General features: G+C 73.8%; 13 protein-coding genes. 8 read left to right on the top strand and 5 right to left on the bottom strand.

Annotation, left to right across the window (positions count from 1 at the left end; all coding sequences use genetic code 11):
* The first annotated feature begins 174 nt into the window (after positions 1-174).
* From H1226_RS07885 to H1226_RS07865, 5 genes are all read left to right on the top strand, one after another.
* A complete protein-coding gene (locus H1226_RS07885) occupies positions 175-2649 on the top strand; it encodes a GcvT family protein (protein WP_258348118.1) in 2475 nt (824 codons plus the stop codon).
* 74 nt (positions 2650-2723) lie between these two features.
* A complete protein-coding gene (locus H1226_RS07880; protein WP_258348116.1) occupies positions 2724-3923 on the top strand; it encodes a glycine cleavage T C-terminal barrel domain-containing protein in 1200 nt (399 codons plus the stop codon).
* A 19-nt stretch (positions 3924-3942) separates the two neighbouring features.
* Positions 3943-4785: a methylenetetrahydrofolate reductase gene (locus tag H1226_RS07875; RefSeq protein WP_224966403.1), complete on the top strand. Its 843-nt coding sequence runs from the start codon at positions 3943-3945 to the stop codon at positions 4783-4785.
* Complete coding sequence (locus tag H1226_RS07870) at positions 4782-6479, top strand: formate--tetrahydrofolate ligase (protein WP_258348113.1); 1698 nt, start codon at positions 4782-4784, stop codon at positions 6477-6479. The genes H1226_RS07875 and H1226_RS07870 overlap by 4 nt, the downstream gene beginning before the upstream one ends.
* A complete protein-coding gene (locus tag H1226_RS07865) occupies positions 6476-7018 on the top strand; it encodes a cyclodeaminase/cyclohydrolase family protein (protein ID WP_258348112.1) in 543 nt (180 codons plus the stop codon). The genes H1226_RS07870 and H1226_RS07865 overlap by 4 nt, the downstream gene beginning before the upstream one ends.
* A gap of 29 nt (positions 7019-7047) precedes the next feature.
* Here the strand turns inward: H1226_RS07865 and H1226_RS07860 are convergent, their stop codons facing one another.
* The 3 genes from H1226_RS07860 to H1226_RS07850 form a co-directional block, all read right to left on the bottom strand.
* Positions 7048-8319 carry a cytochrome P450 gene (locus H1226_RS07860; RefSeq protein WP_224978438.1) on the bottom strand — a complete coding sequence of 424 codons (1272 nt, stop codon included), beginning with the start codon at positions 8317-8319 and terminating at the stop codon, positions 7048-7050.
* Positions 8320-8383: 64 nt separating this feature from the next.
* Positions 8384-9070 (bottom strand): TetR/AcrR family transcriptional regulator, encoded by a 687-nt coding sequence (locus H1226_RS07855; RefSeq protein WP_258348111.1) that lies wholly within the window; start codon positions 9068-9070, stop codon positions 8384-8386.
* Positions 9071-9074: 4 nt separating this feature from the next.
* On the bottom strand, positions 9075-10283 hold the full coding sequence (locus H1226_RS07850) for a cytochrome P450 (protein ID WP_258348110.1): 1209 nt from the start codon (positions 10281-10283) through the stop codon (positions 9075-9077).
* Between the two features lie 102 nt (positions 10284-10385).
* On the opposite strand from H1226_RS07850, the gene H1226_RS07845 reads away from it, so the two are divergent.
* Positions 10386-10583: a ferredoxin gene (locus H1226_RS07845; protein ID WP_258348109.1), complete on the top strand. Its 198-nt coding sequence runs from the start codon at positions 10386-10388 to the stop codon at positions 10581-10583.
* A gap of 229 nt (positions 10584-10812) precedes the next feature.
* Here H1226_RS07845 and cutA read toward each other — a convergent pair whose 3' ends face one another.
* Entirely contained in the window at positions 10813-11130 is a 318-nt protein-coding gene (gene cutA / locus H1226_RS07840) for a divalent-cation tolerance protein CutA (protein ID WP_258348108.1), read from the bottom strand.
* Between the two features lie 127 nt (positions 11131-11257).
* Between cutA and H1226_RS07835 the strand changes: the two genes are divergently transcribed.
* Entirely contained in the window at positions 11258-12409 is a 1152-nt protein-coding gene (locus H1226_RS07835; protein WP_258348107.1) for a glutathione-independent formaldehyde dehydrogenase, read from the top strand.
* Between the two features lie 16 nt (positions 12410-12425).
* Here the strand turns inward: H1226_RS07835 and H1226_RS07830 are convergent, their stop codons facing one another.
* Positions 12426-12770 (bottom strand): ArsR/SmtB family transcription factor, encoded by a 345-nt coding sequence (locus H1226_RS07830; protein WP_224966399.1) that lies wholly within the window; start codon positions 12768-12770, stop codon positions 12426-12428.
* A 103-nt stretch (positions 12771-12873) separates the two neighbouring features.
* On the opposite strand from H1226_RS07830, the gene H1226_RS07825 reads away from it, so the two are divergent.
* Positions 12874-14766 carry a heavy metal translocating P-type ATPase gene (locus H1226_RS07825; RefSeq protein ID WP_258348106.1) on the top strand — a complete coding sequence of 631 codons (1893 nt, stop codon included), beginning with the start codon at positions 12874-12876 and terminating at the stop codon, positions 14764-14766.
* Positions 14767-14774 lie beyond the last annotated feature (8 nt).

The following is a 14774-nucleotide window of genomic DNA, read 5'->3' as shown; positions in this document are numbered from 1 at the left end:
CTTGACGCGCCCCGCCGTCCGGGCGCAGTGTTGCGTACATCGCAGCCGGTTGTGAACAGCGCAACAACCGCCCCGGATCGTTCCGGGACCACTTCGACCGGCCGCGAGCGGGACCGAGCCGGCCACCGGTCCGCCTCGGCCCCGGAACCAGCGTCATGAGCCAGGGGGCGGCACATGGACGGCAGGGCACGAGTGCTCATCGTCGGAGCGGGCATCGTCGGCTGCTCCGCGGCGTACCACCTCGCGCGCACCGGGATCACCGACGTGCTCGTCGTGGACCAAGGGCCGCTGTTCGCGACCGGTGGTTCCTCCTCGCACGCGCCCGGGCTGGTGTTCCAGACCAACGCCTCCGAACTGCTGACCCGGCTGGCCGCGTACACCGTCGAGCGGTTCGGCGCCGCGGAGTTCGACGGCGAACCCTGCTTCCACCAGGTCGGCGGCATCGAGGTCGCCACCACCGCGGAGCGCTGGAACGACCTCCAGCGCAAGCGCGGGCTGGCCGCCGCGTGGGGCGTGCCCGCCGAACTCGTCGGCCCGCGCGAGGTCGCCGACCGCATCCCGCAGGTCGACGCGTCCCGGATCCGCGGCGGGCTGCACGTCCCCGGCGACGGCGTCGCCAAACCCGTCCGGGCCGCGGCCGCGATGGCCCGCGCCGCCGAACGCCTCGGCGTGCGGTTCCAGGGCCGCACCGAGGTGACCGGTTTCGACGTGACCGGCGGCCGGGTCCGCTCGGTCCGCACCGACCGCGGCGAGTTCGAGGTCGAATCGGTGCTGTGCTGCGCGGGGATCTGGGGCCCGAAGGTCGGCGCGCTGGCCGGGGTGTCCATCCCGGTGCGGCCGTTGGCGCACCAGTACGCCGTGACCGGCCCGGTCGCCGGGCTCGGTGCCGCGGCCGGGCCCGAGGTGGCGCAGCCGGTGCTGCGGCACCAGGACGCCTCGATGTACTTCCGGCAGGTCCACGACCGCTACGGCATCGGCACCTACCGGCACCGGGTGATCCCGGTGCGCGCCGAGGACATCGCGAGCACCACCGGCGACGGCACCGAGGCACCGTCCGGGGGCGGCGGCTGGGCGGGCATGTCCTCGGTGCACCCGTTCACCCCGCAGGACTTCAAGCGGTCCTGGGACGACGCCTGCGAGCTGCTGCCGGTGCTGCGCCGCACCGAACTCGCCGAGGGCATGAACGGGCTGTTCCTGTTCACCGCCGACGGGATGCCGGTGCTGGGGCCGTCGCGGGAGGTCGCCGGGTTCTGGGTCGCCGAAGCCGTGTGGATCACGCACTCCGCCGGGGTGGGCCGGGCGATGGCGGAGTGGATGAGCGACGGCGCGCCCGGCATCGACCTGCGCGCCGCCGACCTGCGCCGCTTCGAGGACTTCGCGCACAGCCCCGCCTACGTCGCCGAGCGCAGCGCGCAGAGCTTCCGCGAGGTCTACGACGTGGTGCACCCGCAGCAGCCGCCCGCGCGGCCCCGCCCGCTGCGCACCGGCCCGTTCCACGAGCGGCAGGAGCGGCTCGGCGCGGTGTTCCTGGAGGCCAACGGCTGGGAGCGCCCGCACTGGTACGAGTCCAACGAATTCCTCGTGGCGGGGCGGGAAATCGTGCTCCCGGGCGAGTGGGCGGGCCGCTACCGGTCGCCGATCGCCGCCGCCGAGCACCAGGCCGCCCGCGAGCGGGTCGCGCTGTTCGACATGACCTCGCTGGCACGGGCCGAGGTGAGCGGGCGCGGCGCGCTCGCACTGCTGCAACGCCTCACCACCGGGCAGCTGGACCGCGCCCCCGGTTACGTGACCTACACGCTGCTGCTCCAGCACGACGGCGGGGTGCGCGGCGACATCACGGTGGCCCGGCTGTCCGAGACCGAGTTCCAGGTCGGCTGCAACGGCCCGCGGGACGTCGCGTGGCTGCGCGCGCACGCCGACGACACCACCTCCGTCCGCGACATCACCGGCGGGACCTGCTGCCTGGGCCTGTGGGGCCCGCGGGCGCGGGACGTGCTGGCGCCGCTGGCCGACGTGGACGTCTCCGCGGAGGCATTCCGGTTCTTCCGGGCGAAGCGGCTGTTCGTCGGCGAGGTCCCGGTGACCGCGCTGCGGCTGTCCTACGTGGGCGAACTCGGGTGGGAGCTCTACACCTCCGCCGAGTTCGGCAGGCGGCTGTGGGACCTGCTGCTCGCGCAGGGCGCCGAGCACGGCATCTTCCCCGCGGGCCGGGCCGCGTTCAACGGGATGCGGCTGGAGAAGGGCTACCGCGCCTGGGGCGCGGACGTGTGGAGCGAGCACGACCCCGACGAGGCCGGTCTCGGGTTCGCCGTCAAACCCGGGAAGGGCGAGTTCATCGGCCGTGACGCCCTGCTGCGGCGCCGCGACCGGCCGGTGCGGCGGCGGTTGTGCTGCCTGCACGTCACCGACGGCGAGGTGCTGATGGGCGCCGAACCGGTGTTCACCGAGACCGGGCGCGACGCCGTCGGTTTCACCACCAGCGCGGGCTACGGCCACAGCACCGGCATGAGCCTCGCCTACGCGTGGCTGCCCGCCGAGCTGGCCGAGGCGGGCACCCGGCTGCGGGTGGCGTACTTCGACCGCCGACATCCGGCCGAGGTCGTCGCCGACCCGGTCTTCGACCCCGAGATGGCGCGGATGCGCGCCTGAGCACCACCCGCACGACGCGACCCGGGCCACCGCCCGGGCCGTTCGACACCACCCACCGAGAAGGAGCGCCGCTCATGACCGTGAATCCGAACCCGGGAATCCTGCAGTACTCCAGGCTGCGCAAGTCGCCGTTCTTCCACGCCTCCCGGCAGCACGGGGTGAGCCTCTACAGCGTCTACAACCACACCTACCACCCGCGCCACTACGGCGACCCGATCGCCGAGTACTGGGCGCTGCTGGAGGGCGTGACGCTGTGGGACGTCGGCGTGGAGCGGCAGGTGGAGATCACCGGACCGGACGCCTTCGAGTTCACCAACATGCTGGTGCCGCGCGACCTGACCAAGTGCAAGGTCGGCCAGTGCAAGTACGTGTTCGTCACCGCCGCGGACGGCGGCATCATCAACGATCCGGTGCTGCTGCGGCTGGGCGAGAACCACTTCTGGCTGTCCCTGGCCGACAGCGACGTGCTGCTGTGGGCGAAGGGCCTGGCGCAGAACCTCGGCATGGACGTGCGGATCCGCGAACCGGACGTGGGCCCGGTGCAGGTGCAGGGGCCGAAGTCGCGGGACGTGATGGTGGACCTGTTCGGCGAGTCCATCTTGGACGTTCCCTACTACTACGCGGTGGACCGCGAGCTGAACGGGATGCGGGTGGTGGTCTCCCGCACCGGCTACACCGCGGAGCTCGGCTACGAGATCTACCTGCACGACGCCACCCGGGACGGCGTGAAGCTGTGGGAGACGATCTGGGAGGCCGGTCGCCCGCACGGCATGCAGGTGATCGGACCGTGCCACATCCGCCGCATCGAGGCCGGAATCCTGTCCTGGGGCTGCGACATCACCTACGAGACGAACCCGTTCGAGGCGGGCTACGGCTTCGAGAAGACGTGGATGGTGGACCTGGCGCAGGAGGCCGACTTCATCGGCAAGGACGCGTTGACCCGCATCAAGGAGGAAGGGGTGGCGCGCAAGCTCGTCGGGGTGCGCATCGGCGGGCCGGGCGTCGGTTCGTTCAACGACGGCAGCATGATCGAACCGTTCGACGTGCACGACCCGCACGGGCTGCGCATCGGCGAGGTCACCTCCGCCTGCCGCTCGCCGCGGCTGGACGCCAACATCGGGTTCGCGATGGTGCCGGTCGCCTACCAGGAGCCGGGCACGGAACTGGTGGTGCACACCCAGCACGGCCCGCAGGAGGCGCTGGTGGTGGAGAAGCCGTTCCACGACCCGAACAAGGAGATCCCGAAGCGCTTCGAGCGCACGGCGACGGCGTGACCGGGCGGAGGTCGAGCTGATGGACACCAGCACGCAGCGGCTGCGGGAGACGTTGCTCCGCAGCAGGTTCGAAGTGCTGCCGGTGCGCGGAGCCGCCGAGCGGGCGCGGGTGCTGCCCGCGGGCAGCACCGTCACCGTCACCGCCTCCCCCGCCAAAGGGCCCGAGGCGACGCTGGACACGGCCGAGCGGTTGGCGGCGGCGGGGCTGCACGCGGTGCCGCACCTGGCGGCCCGGTCCATCCCGGACCGGGCCCGCCTCGCCGCGCTGCTCGACCGGGCGGCGGCACTGGGCAGCGACGAGATCTTCGTCGTCGGCGGCGATTCCCCCGAGCCCGCCGGGGAATTCCCGGACGCGCTCGCGCTGCTGCGGGCGATCGAGGACCTGGGGCGGCGGCCCGGCCGGGTCGGCATCACCGCCTACCCGGAACGGCACGCGTTCCTCACCGACGCGGTCACGATCGGGGCTTTGGCGGCGAAGGCGCCGCACGCCGACTACGCGGTCTCGCAGATCTGCTACGACCCGCAGCGGATCGCCCGCTGGCTCGGTGAGCTGCGCGACCGCGGCGTGCTGCTGCCGGTGCACGTGGGGCTGCCCGGGGCGGTGGACGTGACGAAGCTGCTGCGGGTGTCGATGAAGATCGGGCTCGGCGAATCGCTGCGGTTCCTGCGCAAGCAGCACGGCGTGGTGACCCGGCTGCTCGTGCCGTACACCCCGGACGCGCTGGTCGACGGCCTGTCGGCGCACCTGGACGAGCCCGCCCCGGGCATCGCCGGGTGGCACCTGTTCACGTTCGACGAGATCGGCCGGACCGCTCGGTGGCGCGACGACGCCGTGGCCCGGCTCCAGGAGGTCCCCGCATGAGCATCCCGTCCGATCTGGACATCTCCCGGGCCACCGCGTTGCGCCCGATCGAGGAGGTGGCCGCGCAGCTCGGCATCGGCCCGCACCTGCTGGAGCCGTACGGCAGGCAGGTGGCGAAGGTGTCCCTGGACGCCGTCGAGGAGTTCGCCGACCGGCCGCGCGCCAAGTACGTGCTGGTGTCCGCGGTGACGCCGACCCCGCTCGGCGAGGGCAAGACCACCACGACCGTCGGCCTCGGCCAGGGCCTGAAGCAGCTGGGGCACCGCTCGGCGGTCGCGATCCGGCAGCCTTCGATGGGCCCGACCTTCGGCATCAAGGGCGGTGCCGCGGGCGGCGGCTACAGCCAGGTGGTGCCGATGGAGGCGCTGAACCTGCACCTGACCGGGGACGTGCACGCGGTGACCGCGGCGCACGACCTGCTGTCGGCGATGGTGGACAACCACCTGCACCAGGGCAACGGGCTGGGCCTGGACCCGAACCGGATCACCTGGCGGCGGGTGCTCGACGTCAACGACCGGGACCTGCGCTCCATCGTGACCGGACTCGGCGGCGCCTCCGACGGCACGCCGCGGCAGACCGGTTTCGACATCACCGCGGCCAGCGAGGTGATGGCGGTGCTGGCGCTGTCGGACTCGCTGCACGACATGCGGCGCAGGCTCGGCCGCATCGTCGTCGGGTACACCGGCGACGGCACCCCGGTCAGCGCGGAGCAGCTGCGCGCGGCGGGGGCGATGACCGTGCTGATGCGGGAGGCGATCAAGCCGAACCTGATGCAGACCACGGAGAACACTCCGGTGTTCGTGCACGCGGGCCCGTTCGGCAACATCGCGCACGGCAACTCCTCGGTGGTGGCCGACCGGATCGCGGCGCGCTGCGCGGACTACGTGGTGACCGAGGCCGGGTTCGGCGCGGACATGGGCGCCGAGCGGTTCTTCAACATCAAGTGCCGCAGCTCGGGGCTGCGCCCGGACGCCGCGGTGCTGGTGGCGACGGTGCGGGCGCTGAAGGCGCACTCCGGCAACCACAAGATCGTGGCGGGCAGGCCGCTGCCGCCGGAGCTGCTGGCGGAGAACCCGGACGACGTGCGCGCAGGCGCGGACAACCTGCGCAAGCAGATCGAGAACATCCGGCTGCACGGGGTGTCGCCGGTGGTGGCGGTGAACGCGTTCCCCACCGACCACCCGTCGGAGCACGCCGCGATCCGCGAGGTGGCGGAGGCGGCGGGCGCGCGGGTCGCGGTGAGCAGCCACTTCCTCGACGGCGGCAAGGGCGCGAAGGACCTGGCGGAGGCCGTGGTCGAGGCGGCCGCGGAACCGAACCGGTTCCGGCTGCTGTACCCGGATTCCGCCGACCTCCGCACGAAGATCGAGACGGTGGCACGGCGGGTGTACGGCGCCGACGGCGTGTCGTACGCGCCCGCGGCGGAGCGGTCGCTGCGGGACTACGAGGCGAGCGGGTTCGGTTCGCTGCCGGTGTGCATCGCGAAGACGCACCTGTCGCTGAGCTCGGACCCGAAGCTGCTGGGCGCCCCGACGGGCTGGACGTTGCCGGTGCGGGAGGTGCGGGCCTCGGTGGGCGCCGGGTTCGTGTACCCGATCTGCGGGGACGTGCGCACGATGCCCGGCCTGGGCTCGCACCCGGCGGCGGAGCGGATCGACATCGACGAGCACGGCCGGGTCGTGGGGTTGAGTTGACCGATCTCGACGCGAGCGTGCGGGAGTTCCTGGACGAGGTGGCCGCGCCGACGCCGTCCGCCACCGGCGGGGTGGTCGGCGCGGTGACCACGGCGGCGGCGGCCGGGCTGCTGGCGATGTGCGCGCGGCTGCGGCGGGACGCGTCGCGGGCCTCGCGGGCCGAGGCGCTGCGGCAGCGGGCCGTGGAGCTGGCGCGGGCCGATTCGGACGCCTACCAGGACGTGCTGGCGGCGCAGCGCCGGTCGGCGGGCGACCCGGGACGGGCGGCGGCGCTCGCCGAGGCGCTGGCGGGCGCGGCCGGTCCGCCCGCCCGGCTCGCCGAACTCGCCGCCGAGGTCGCGGCGCTGGCGGGCGAGGTGGCGGCGGAGGCGGCACCGGCGCTGCGCGGCGACGCGCTCACCGCCGCCGCGCTGGCCGCCGGGGCCGCGCGCGGTGCCGCGGCGCTGGTGCGCATCGACCTCGCGGCCGCGGGCGCCGACCTCGCCCCCGCCGACGAGGCCGACGCGCACGCCGCAGGCGCGGCCCGCCACCTGTCCTGAGCCACCGCGGGCGCGTGGCCCGCCGCACATCAGTCCCAGCTGATCGGCAGCCGGTGCACCCCGTAGATGACCATGTCGGTGCGCAGCGGCACCTCCGCGGCGGGGACGTCGAGGCGCAGCCCGGGCAGCCGGTCGAGCAGTTCGGCGTAGCCGATGCGCATCTCCACCCGCGCCAGCTGCTGACCGAGGCACTGGTGGACGCCGTGCCCGAACGACAGGTGCGCGCCGCGCCCGCGGGTGACGTCGAGCTCGCCGGGGTCGTCCCACTGCTCGGCGTCCCGGTTCGCCTCCGGCACCGACACCAGGATCGTCTCGCCCGCGCGGATGCGGACGCCGCCGAGCTCCAGGTCTTCGGTGGCGACCCGGCTGATGCCCAGGTGCAGCACCGACAGGTAGCGCAGCAGCTCCTCCACGGCGCCGTCGATCAGCGCCGGGTCGGCGCGCAGCGCGGCGAGCTGCTCCGGGTGCTCCAGCAGGGCGAAGGTGCCGAGGGCGAGCATGTTCGCGGTCGTCTCGTGCCCCGCCGTGAGCAGCGTGGTGGCGATGTCGACGAGTTCGTCGTCGGTCAGCGCCGGATCGGCGTCGCCGTGCACCAGCCCGGACAGCAGGTCGTCGCCGGGGGCGGTGCGCTTGCCCGCGACGAGGCCGCGCATGAACTCGCGCAGCCGCCCCGAGGCCGCGGTCCGCTCCTGCTCGGGCGCCTGGATGTTCAGCGAGATCGCCGCGTCCCGCTGGAACCGGTCGCGGTCGGCGTAGTCGACGCCGAGCAGCTCGCAGATGACCAGCGAGGGCAGCGGCAGCGCGAAGTCGGCGACGAGGTCGGCGCTGTTCCCGCGCGCCCTCATCCCCTCGACGAGGTCCACGGCCAGTTCGGTGACCCGTGCCTCCAGCGCGCGCATCCGGCGGACGGTGAACTGGCCGATGAGCATCCGGCGCAGCCGGGTGTGCTCGGGCGGGTCCATGAAGATGAACAGCCCGTGCTTGGCCGGGGCCTGCGCGGCGGCGTGCGGGCAACCGCCCGCGGCGACCTCCTCCGGGGTGAGCTGCAGCGCGTCGCGGTGGCGGAACCGGTCGGAGCTGAACCGGGTGTCGCCGAGCGCTTCGCGGGCCTCGCGGTAGCCGGTGACCATCCACGCGCGGGCGCCGTTGAGCAGGGTGATCGGCGCGACCGGCCCGTCGGCGCGGAGCCGGTCGAGCCCGGCGGGCGGGTCGAACGGGAGGTCGCCGCGCTGGACGAGCTCCGGGGGCAGCGGGCGGCGCAGCCCGGGGCGGGCCGGGGCGTCGGTGTTCTGGTCGTTCACGGGGAGTCCTGTTCCCGGGCAGCGCGCGGCGCCCGTGGTGGCGGGAGGTGTCAGCGGACGGCGGTCAGCGGGGCGTGGCGCCGGTGGGCGCCAGCAGCAGTCCGGTGAGGCCGTCGGTGAGGGCGGTGCCGACCAGTTCCCAGTCGGCGGGGATGCCGGTGGCCGCGGCCGCGCGCTCCTGCTCGGCGCAGGTGTGCAGGACCGCGAGCCGGGCGGTGTCGCGGCGGATCGCGGCGACTTCCGGCGGGAGTTCGGGGGCGTGCTCGGCGAGGGCCGCGTTCGCCTCGGCCAGCAGCGGTTCCATCTCGGGCGCGTGCATCGGCCCGCTGCGCACGACCGGGTCGGTGGCGACCTGCGCGGTGTACCGGGCGCACCAGCTGGGGTTGCCGAGGCTCGCCAGGTGCCGGACGTACGGCAGCACCATGCATGCGACGTGCTCGCGCGGGTCGCGGGATCCGCGCGCCGCGGCGAGCATCTCGCCGGTGTGCCGCACGATGGGCTCGCTGTGCGAGGCGCTGATGGCGCGCAGCAGGTCGTCGCGGGTGCCGACGTGGTAGGCCAGCGCGGAGTTGTTGGCCTGCCCGGCGGCGTCGACGATCTGCCGGTTGGACACCTCGGAGAGCCCGCGTTCGGCGAACAGCCGTTCCGCGGTGCGCAGCAGCAGTGCCCGGGTGGCGTCGGCGCGTTCCCGGCGGGCACCGGGGCGCGCGCCGGTCCGGTTCCGCGCGGGTCGAGCGTCCACGGCGGTCATCTTCTCACCACCGCACCGGGACTTCTTCGAGCCCGCCGACCAGGAGCCCTTCCCGGCGGCGCAGGTCGTCGGCGGGGACGGCCAGTTCCAAGCCGGGCACGCGTTCCAGCAGCGCGCCGAGCACGGTGCGCAGTTCGACGCGGGCCAGCGACTGCCCGAGGCAGGAGTGCGGTCCGGCGCCGAAGGTCAGGTGCGGGTTCGGGGTGCGGGCGAGGTCCATCTCGGCGGCGTCGGTGAACGCGTCCTCGTCCCGGTTGGCCGCCTGCATGAGGGCCAGCACGGTGCTGCCCGCTTCGATGGTGGTGCCGCCGATCTCGACGGGTTCGGTGATGTGCCGGTGCATGCCGGTGCTGCCGAGGTTCGCGTCGAAGCGCAGCACCTCTTCGACGGCCGGGTCGACGAGCGCGGGGTCGGCGAGCAGGCTCTCCCAGCGCTCCCGGCGGGACAGCAGCATCGCGGCCATCTTGCCGATCATGTTGGCGGTGGTCTCGTGCCCGGCGATGAGCAGGGCTTGGCCGGTGGCGATGAGCTCGGCCTCGGAGAGCCTGCCGTCGTCGGCGTCGCTGATCGCGGTGAGCTCGGAGAGCAGGTCGTCGCCGGGTTCGGCGCGCTTGGCGCGGACGTGCTCGGCCAGGTAGTTCCACAGCTCCTGCCCGGAGGCGCGGACCTCGTCCTCGGTGTACCGGGTGAGGTTGAGCATGTGGTCGGACCAGTGGGCGAACTTGGCGCGGTCGGCGGCGGGCACGCCGAGCAGTTCGCAGATCACGTACACCGGCAGCGGGAAGCCGAGCGCGGTGCGCAGGTCGGCGGGGGCTCCCTGCCGGAGCATCTCGTCGATCAGCTCGTGGGCGATGCCGGCGATCCGCGGTTGCAGGGCGCGCATCCGCTTGACGGTGAACGAGCGGCTCAGCAGCCGCCGCCACCGCAGGTGCCCCTCGCCCTGGGCGATGGTGTTCGGGAAGGAGCCGTCCTCGGCGCCGTCGAGGGGCCTGCGGGTGAACCGCGGGTCGGCGAGGATCGCGCGCACGTCCTCGTAGCGGGTCAGCAGCAGCGCGTCCTCCCCGATCACGGTGCGCACCCGGGCCACCGGGCACTCCTGCTGCAACCGGCGCCATTCCGGCGGGGGTTCGAGGGCGGTCGGCAGCGGGAAGGGGAAGGGCAGGGGGTCGGTGGCGTGCCCGGTGACGGGGCAGGTGGTGTCGTCGGCTCGCATCGCATCCTCTTTAAGAAAGGCGTCTGACTTAAATGCTAGCGTAGCCTTCAGTCGGCTGACTGCCCAGCGGGCGCCGGAACCCCCACCACCGAGGAGGACGCCGTGAAGATCGAGATCGACGAGGACAGGTGCATCGGCGCCGGCCAGTGCGTGCTGGCCGCCGAGGCCGTGTTCGACCAGCGCGACGAGGACGGCGTCGTGGTCCTGCTCGACGCCTTCCCCGCCCCGGAGCACCAGGACGCCGCGCGCCAGGCGGCCGCGCTGTGCCCCGCGGCCGCCATCGCGGTCAACGAGGACTGACCACGCGGACCGGACCCGGCGGATCCGATCCGTTCACCCGTCAGCGGCGAAGCCGCTGAGCCGCCGACCACCCGAGCAACCGGACCACCCGCGGGTTCTCCGCGGTTCCCTCGCGAGGACGGCTTTGTCGCATGTGGCGGAGCCACCTGCGAAAAAGATCCCGCAGCGAGGGAACCGCTGAGGTTCCGCCACCCCAGCACTCAGCGACGAGAGCGGACGACCGAAGGAGTCAGCCCGCGGTCTCCGCGTCCAACCAGGACAGGTAGCCGGGGTTGCCGCCGACGATCGGCGTCGCGATCACCTCGGGCACCTCGTAGCCGTGGTGCTCCCGGAGGTGGGCGACCAGTGCGTCCAGCCGCGCCGCCGGCGTCTTGATCTGCAGCTGCCACTCCGGATCGTCCTGCACCGCCCCGTCCCAGCGGTAGAAGCTGCGGATCGGCACCACCTGCACGCAGGCGCCCAGCCGCGCCTCGACGACGCCGCGGGCCAGTTCCGCCGCGGCCCGCTCGGAATCCGTCGTGGTCACGACCTGCACGTAGTCCGCCATGTGCCGAGCGTATCGACCTCGCGGCGCGCGGCGAAGTTTAACGTCGGCCGGGCGGCGGTTAACCGGGAGGAGGGTCACGACCGGTGACCGCACAACCCGTTGCACCGGAACCCGGCAGGAGGACGCCATGCGAGGGCTCGTGTACGAAGGACCGCGCCAGGTGACCGTCAAGGACGTCCCGGACGCGCGGATCGAACGCCCCACCGACGTGCTGGTGCGGATCACCACCACGAACATCTGCGGCTCGGACCTGCACATGTACGAAGGGCGCACCGACCTGGAGCCAGGGCGGGTGCTCGGCCACGAGAACCTCGGCGTGGTGGCGGAGATCGGCGGCGGCGTCGAGCGCATCCAGGTCGGCGACCGGGTGTGCCTGCCGTTCAACATCGGCTGCGGCTTCTGCCGCAACTGCGAGGACGGCATGACCTCGTACTGCCTGACGGCGCACCCCGACCCGGACATGGCGGGAGCAGCGTTCGGCTTCGCCGGGATGGGCCCGTACCACGGCGGGCAGGCCGAGTACCTGCGCGTGCCGTTCGGCGACTTCAACTGCCTGCGGCTGCCGGAGGACGCTGCGGACAAGGAGGACGACTACGTGATGCTGGCCGACATCTTCCCCACCGGCTGGCACGCCACCCGCCTCGCGGGGTTGCGCCCCGGGGAGTCCTGCGTGGTCTACGGCGCCGGGCCGGTCGGGCTGATGGCCGGGTACTCCGCTCTGCTGCAGGGCGCGTCGCAGGTCTTCGTGGTGGACCGCCACCGGGACCGGCTGCGGCTCGCCGAGCAGATGGGCGCGATCGCGGTGGACGACTCCGACGGTGATCCGGCCCGGCAGGTGCTGGACCTCACCGACGGGCGCGGCGCGGACCGCGGCTGCGAGTGCGTCGGCTACCAGGCGCACGACCCGCAGGGCGCCGAGCACCCGGAGATGACGATGAACAGCCTGGTGAACTCGGTGCGGTCCACCGGTGGGATCGGCGCGGTCGGGATCTTCCTGCCGTCGGACCCCGGTTCGCCGGACCGGCTGGCGCAGGACGGGAAGCTGGCGTTCGAGATGGGCTCGTTCTGGTTCCAGGGCCAGCGGATCGGCACCGGGCAGGCGCCGGTGAAGGCCTACAACCGGCAGCTGCGGGACCTGATCCACCACGGCCGGGCGGCGCCGTCGTTCATCGTCTCGCACGACCTGCCGCTGCAGCGCGCCGCGGACGCCTACGAGCGCTTCGACAACCGCGAGGACGGCTGGACGAAGGTGGTGCTCAAACCCGAGATGGCCGGGTGAGCGCGCCCGCGCGCGGTCAGCCCGACAGCCCCAGGCGCAGGTGCTCGATGTGGTAGACGGCCTCGTCGAGCAGCTGCGCCACGTGGTCGTCGTAGAGGCTGTAGACGACGCTGCGCCCGCTGCGGTTGCCGGTGACGAGCCCGAGCGAGCGCAGCAGCCGCAACTGGTGCGAGACGGCGGAGGCCTCCATGCCGACGGCTTCGGCGAGCTCCCCGACGGGCCGGGCACCCTGGCGCAGTTCGCTGAGGATCAGCAGCCGGGACGGGGTGGCGAGCGCCTGGAGGGTCTCCGCGACGGAGGCCGCCGCGGTGGCGTCCAGCTTCGCCGCGGGCGTGACCGCGTCTTCGACACCGTGACCCATGCGCGCAGTGTATCCGCACGACCGGAAGCCTGAACGACTGAACACCTGAGCAACCGTTCATGTATTCTTCGGCGCGCCCCGCCCCCGCGCCGAGGAAGCAGAGATGGTCACGCTCGCCGACAGCCCCACCCCCACCGCCCCGCCCGCGTCCCGGCGCCGGAGCCCGTTCGCCCTCCCCGAAGCCCGCTGGGCCGCGGCCTCGCTGGTCGCGTTCCTGCTCGGCCTCGCCGTGGACCTGGGCGGCGGCCCGTGGTGGGCGATGTGGGTGCCGTACCTGGTCTGCTACGCCACCGGCGGCTGGGAACCCGCCTGGGCCGGTCTCCAGGCGCTGCGCGAGCGCACGCTCGACGTGGACCTGCTGATGATCGTCGCGGCGATCGGCGCCGCCACCATCGGCCAGGTGCGCGACGGCGGGCTGCTCATCGTCATCTTCGCGACCTCGGGCGCGCTGGAGGCGTACGCGACCGCCCGCACCGAGGACTCCGTGCGCGGGCTGCTCGACCTCGCCCCGGACACCGCGGTGCGGGTGCGCGACGGCGCCGAGGAGCGGGTGCCCGCCGCGGACCTGCTCGTCGGCGACGAGATCGTGGTGCGCCCCGGTGAGCGCATCGGCGCCGACGGCGAGGTCCTCGACGGCGGCAGCGAGGTCGACGAGGCCACCATCACCGGCGAACCGGTGCCCGCCGCGAAGTCCCCCGGGTCCGAGGTGTTCGCCGGAACCCTCAACGGCTCCGGCGCCCTGCGGGTCCGCGTCGCCCGGGACTCCGCCGAATCGGTGATCGCCCGCATCGTGGCGCTGGTCGCCGAGGCGAGCGAGGCGAAGGCACCGACCCAGCTGTTCGTCGAGAAGGTCGAGCAGCGCTACTCGGTCGGCGTCGTGCTGGCGACGCTCGCCGTGTTCGGGGTCCCGCTGCTGTTCGGCTCGACGCCGGCCGACGCGCTGCTGCGCGCCATGACCTTCATGATCGTCGCCTCGCCGTGCGCGGTGGTGCTGGCGACGATGCCGCCGCTGCTGTCCGCGATCGCCAACGCCGGGCGGCGCGGCGTGCTGGTGAAGTCCGCGGTGGTGCTGGAGCGGCTCGCCGACGTGCGCCGCGTCGCGCTGGACAAGACCGGCACGCTCACCGAGGGCACCCCGCTGGTCACCGAGATCCGCGTCGAGCCCGGCCGCTCCGCGGACGAGCTGCTCGCCGCGGCCGCGGGCGCGGAGCGGTTCAGCGAGCACCCGCTCGGCCGCGCCGTCGTCGCCGCCGCGCGCGACCGCGGGCTCGTCGTCCCCGCCGCCACCGGTTTCCACGCCACCCCCGGCCACGGCGTGGCGGCCACCGTGGACGGCAGGCACGTCGAGGTCGCCCGCCCCGCCGACCGCACCGGCCCGGTCGGCGAGGTCGAAGCCGGTGGCCGCACCGCCGTGGTGGTGTTCGTGGACGGGGACCGCGCCGGGGTGCTCGGGCTCAGCGACCGGCTCCGCCCCGACGCGGCCGAGGCCGTCGCCGCGCTGCGCGAGCTGACCGGAACCGAACCCGTGCTGCTCACCGGGGACCACGAACCGGCCGCGCGCCGCGTCGCGGCCGAAGCGGGCCTGCGCGAGGTGCGGGCCGGGCTGCTGCCGGAGCAGAAGGTCGCCGCGGTGGCCGAACTCGGCGACCGCACCCTGATGCTCGGCGACGGCGTCAACGACGCGCCCGCGCTGGCCGCCGCGCACACCGGGGTCGCGATGGGCCGGGCCGGCGCCGACCTCACCCTGGAGACCGCCGACGTCGTGGTCGTGCGCGACGAGCTCGCGGCCGTCGGCAAGCTCGTCGACCTGTCCCGGCGAGCGCGGCGCCTGGTGCGGCAGAACCTGGTCATCGCGGGCGCGTTCATCACCGTCCTCGTGGTGTGGGACCTCGCCGGGAACCTGCCGCTGCCGCTGGGCGTCGCCGGGCACGAGGGTTCGACCGTCCTCGTCGGGCTCAACGGCCTCCGCCTGCTGCGGTCGGGCGCCTGGCGCTGACACGATGA

It is taken from the genome of Saccharopolyspora gregorii, from assembly GCF_024734405.1.
Lineage (GTDB): Bacteria > Actinomycetota > Actinomycetes > Mycobacteriales > Pseudonocardiaceae > Saccharopolyspora_C > Saccharopolyspora_C gregorii.
This window is presented reverse-complemented; position numbering and strand designations above follow the sequence as displayed.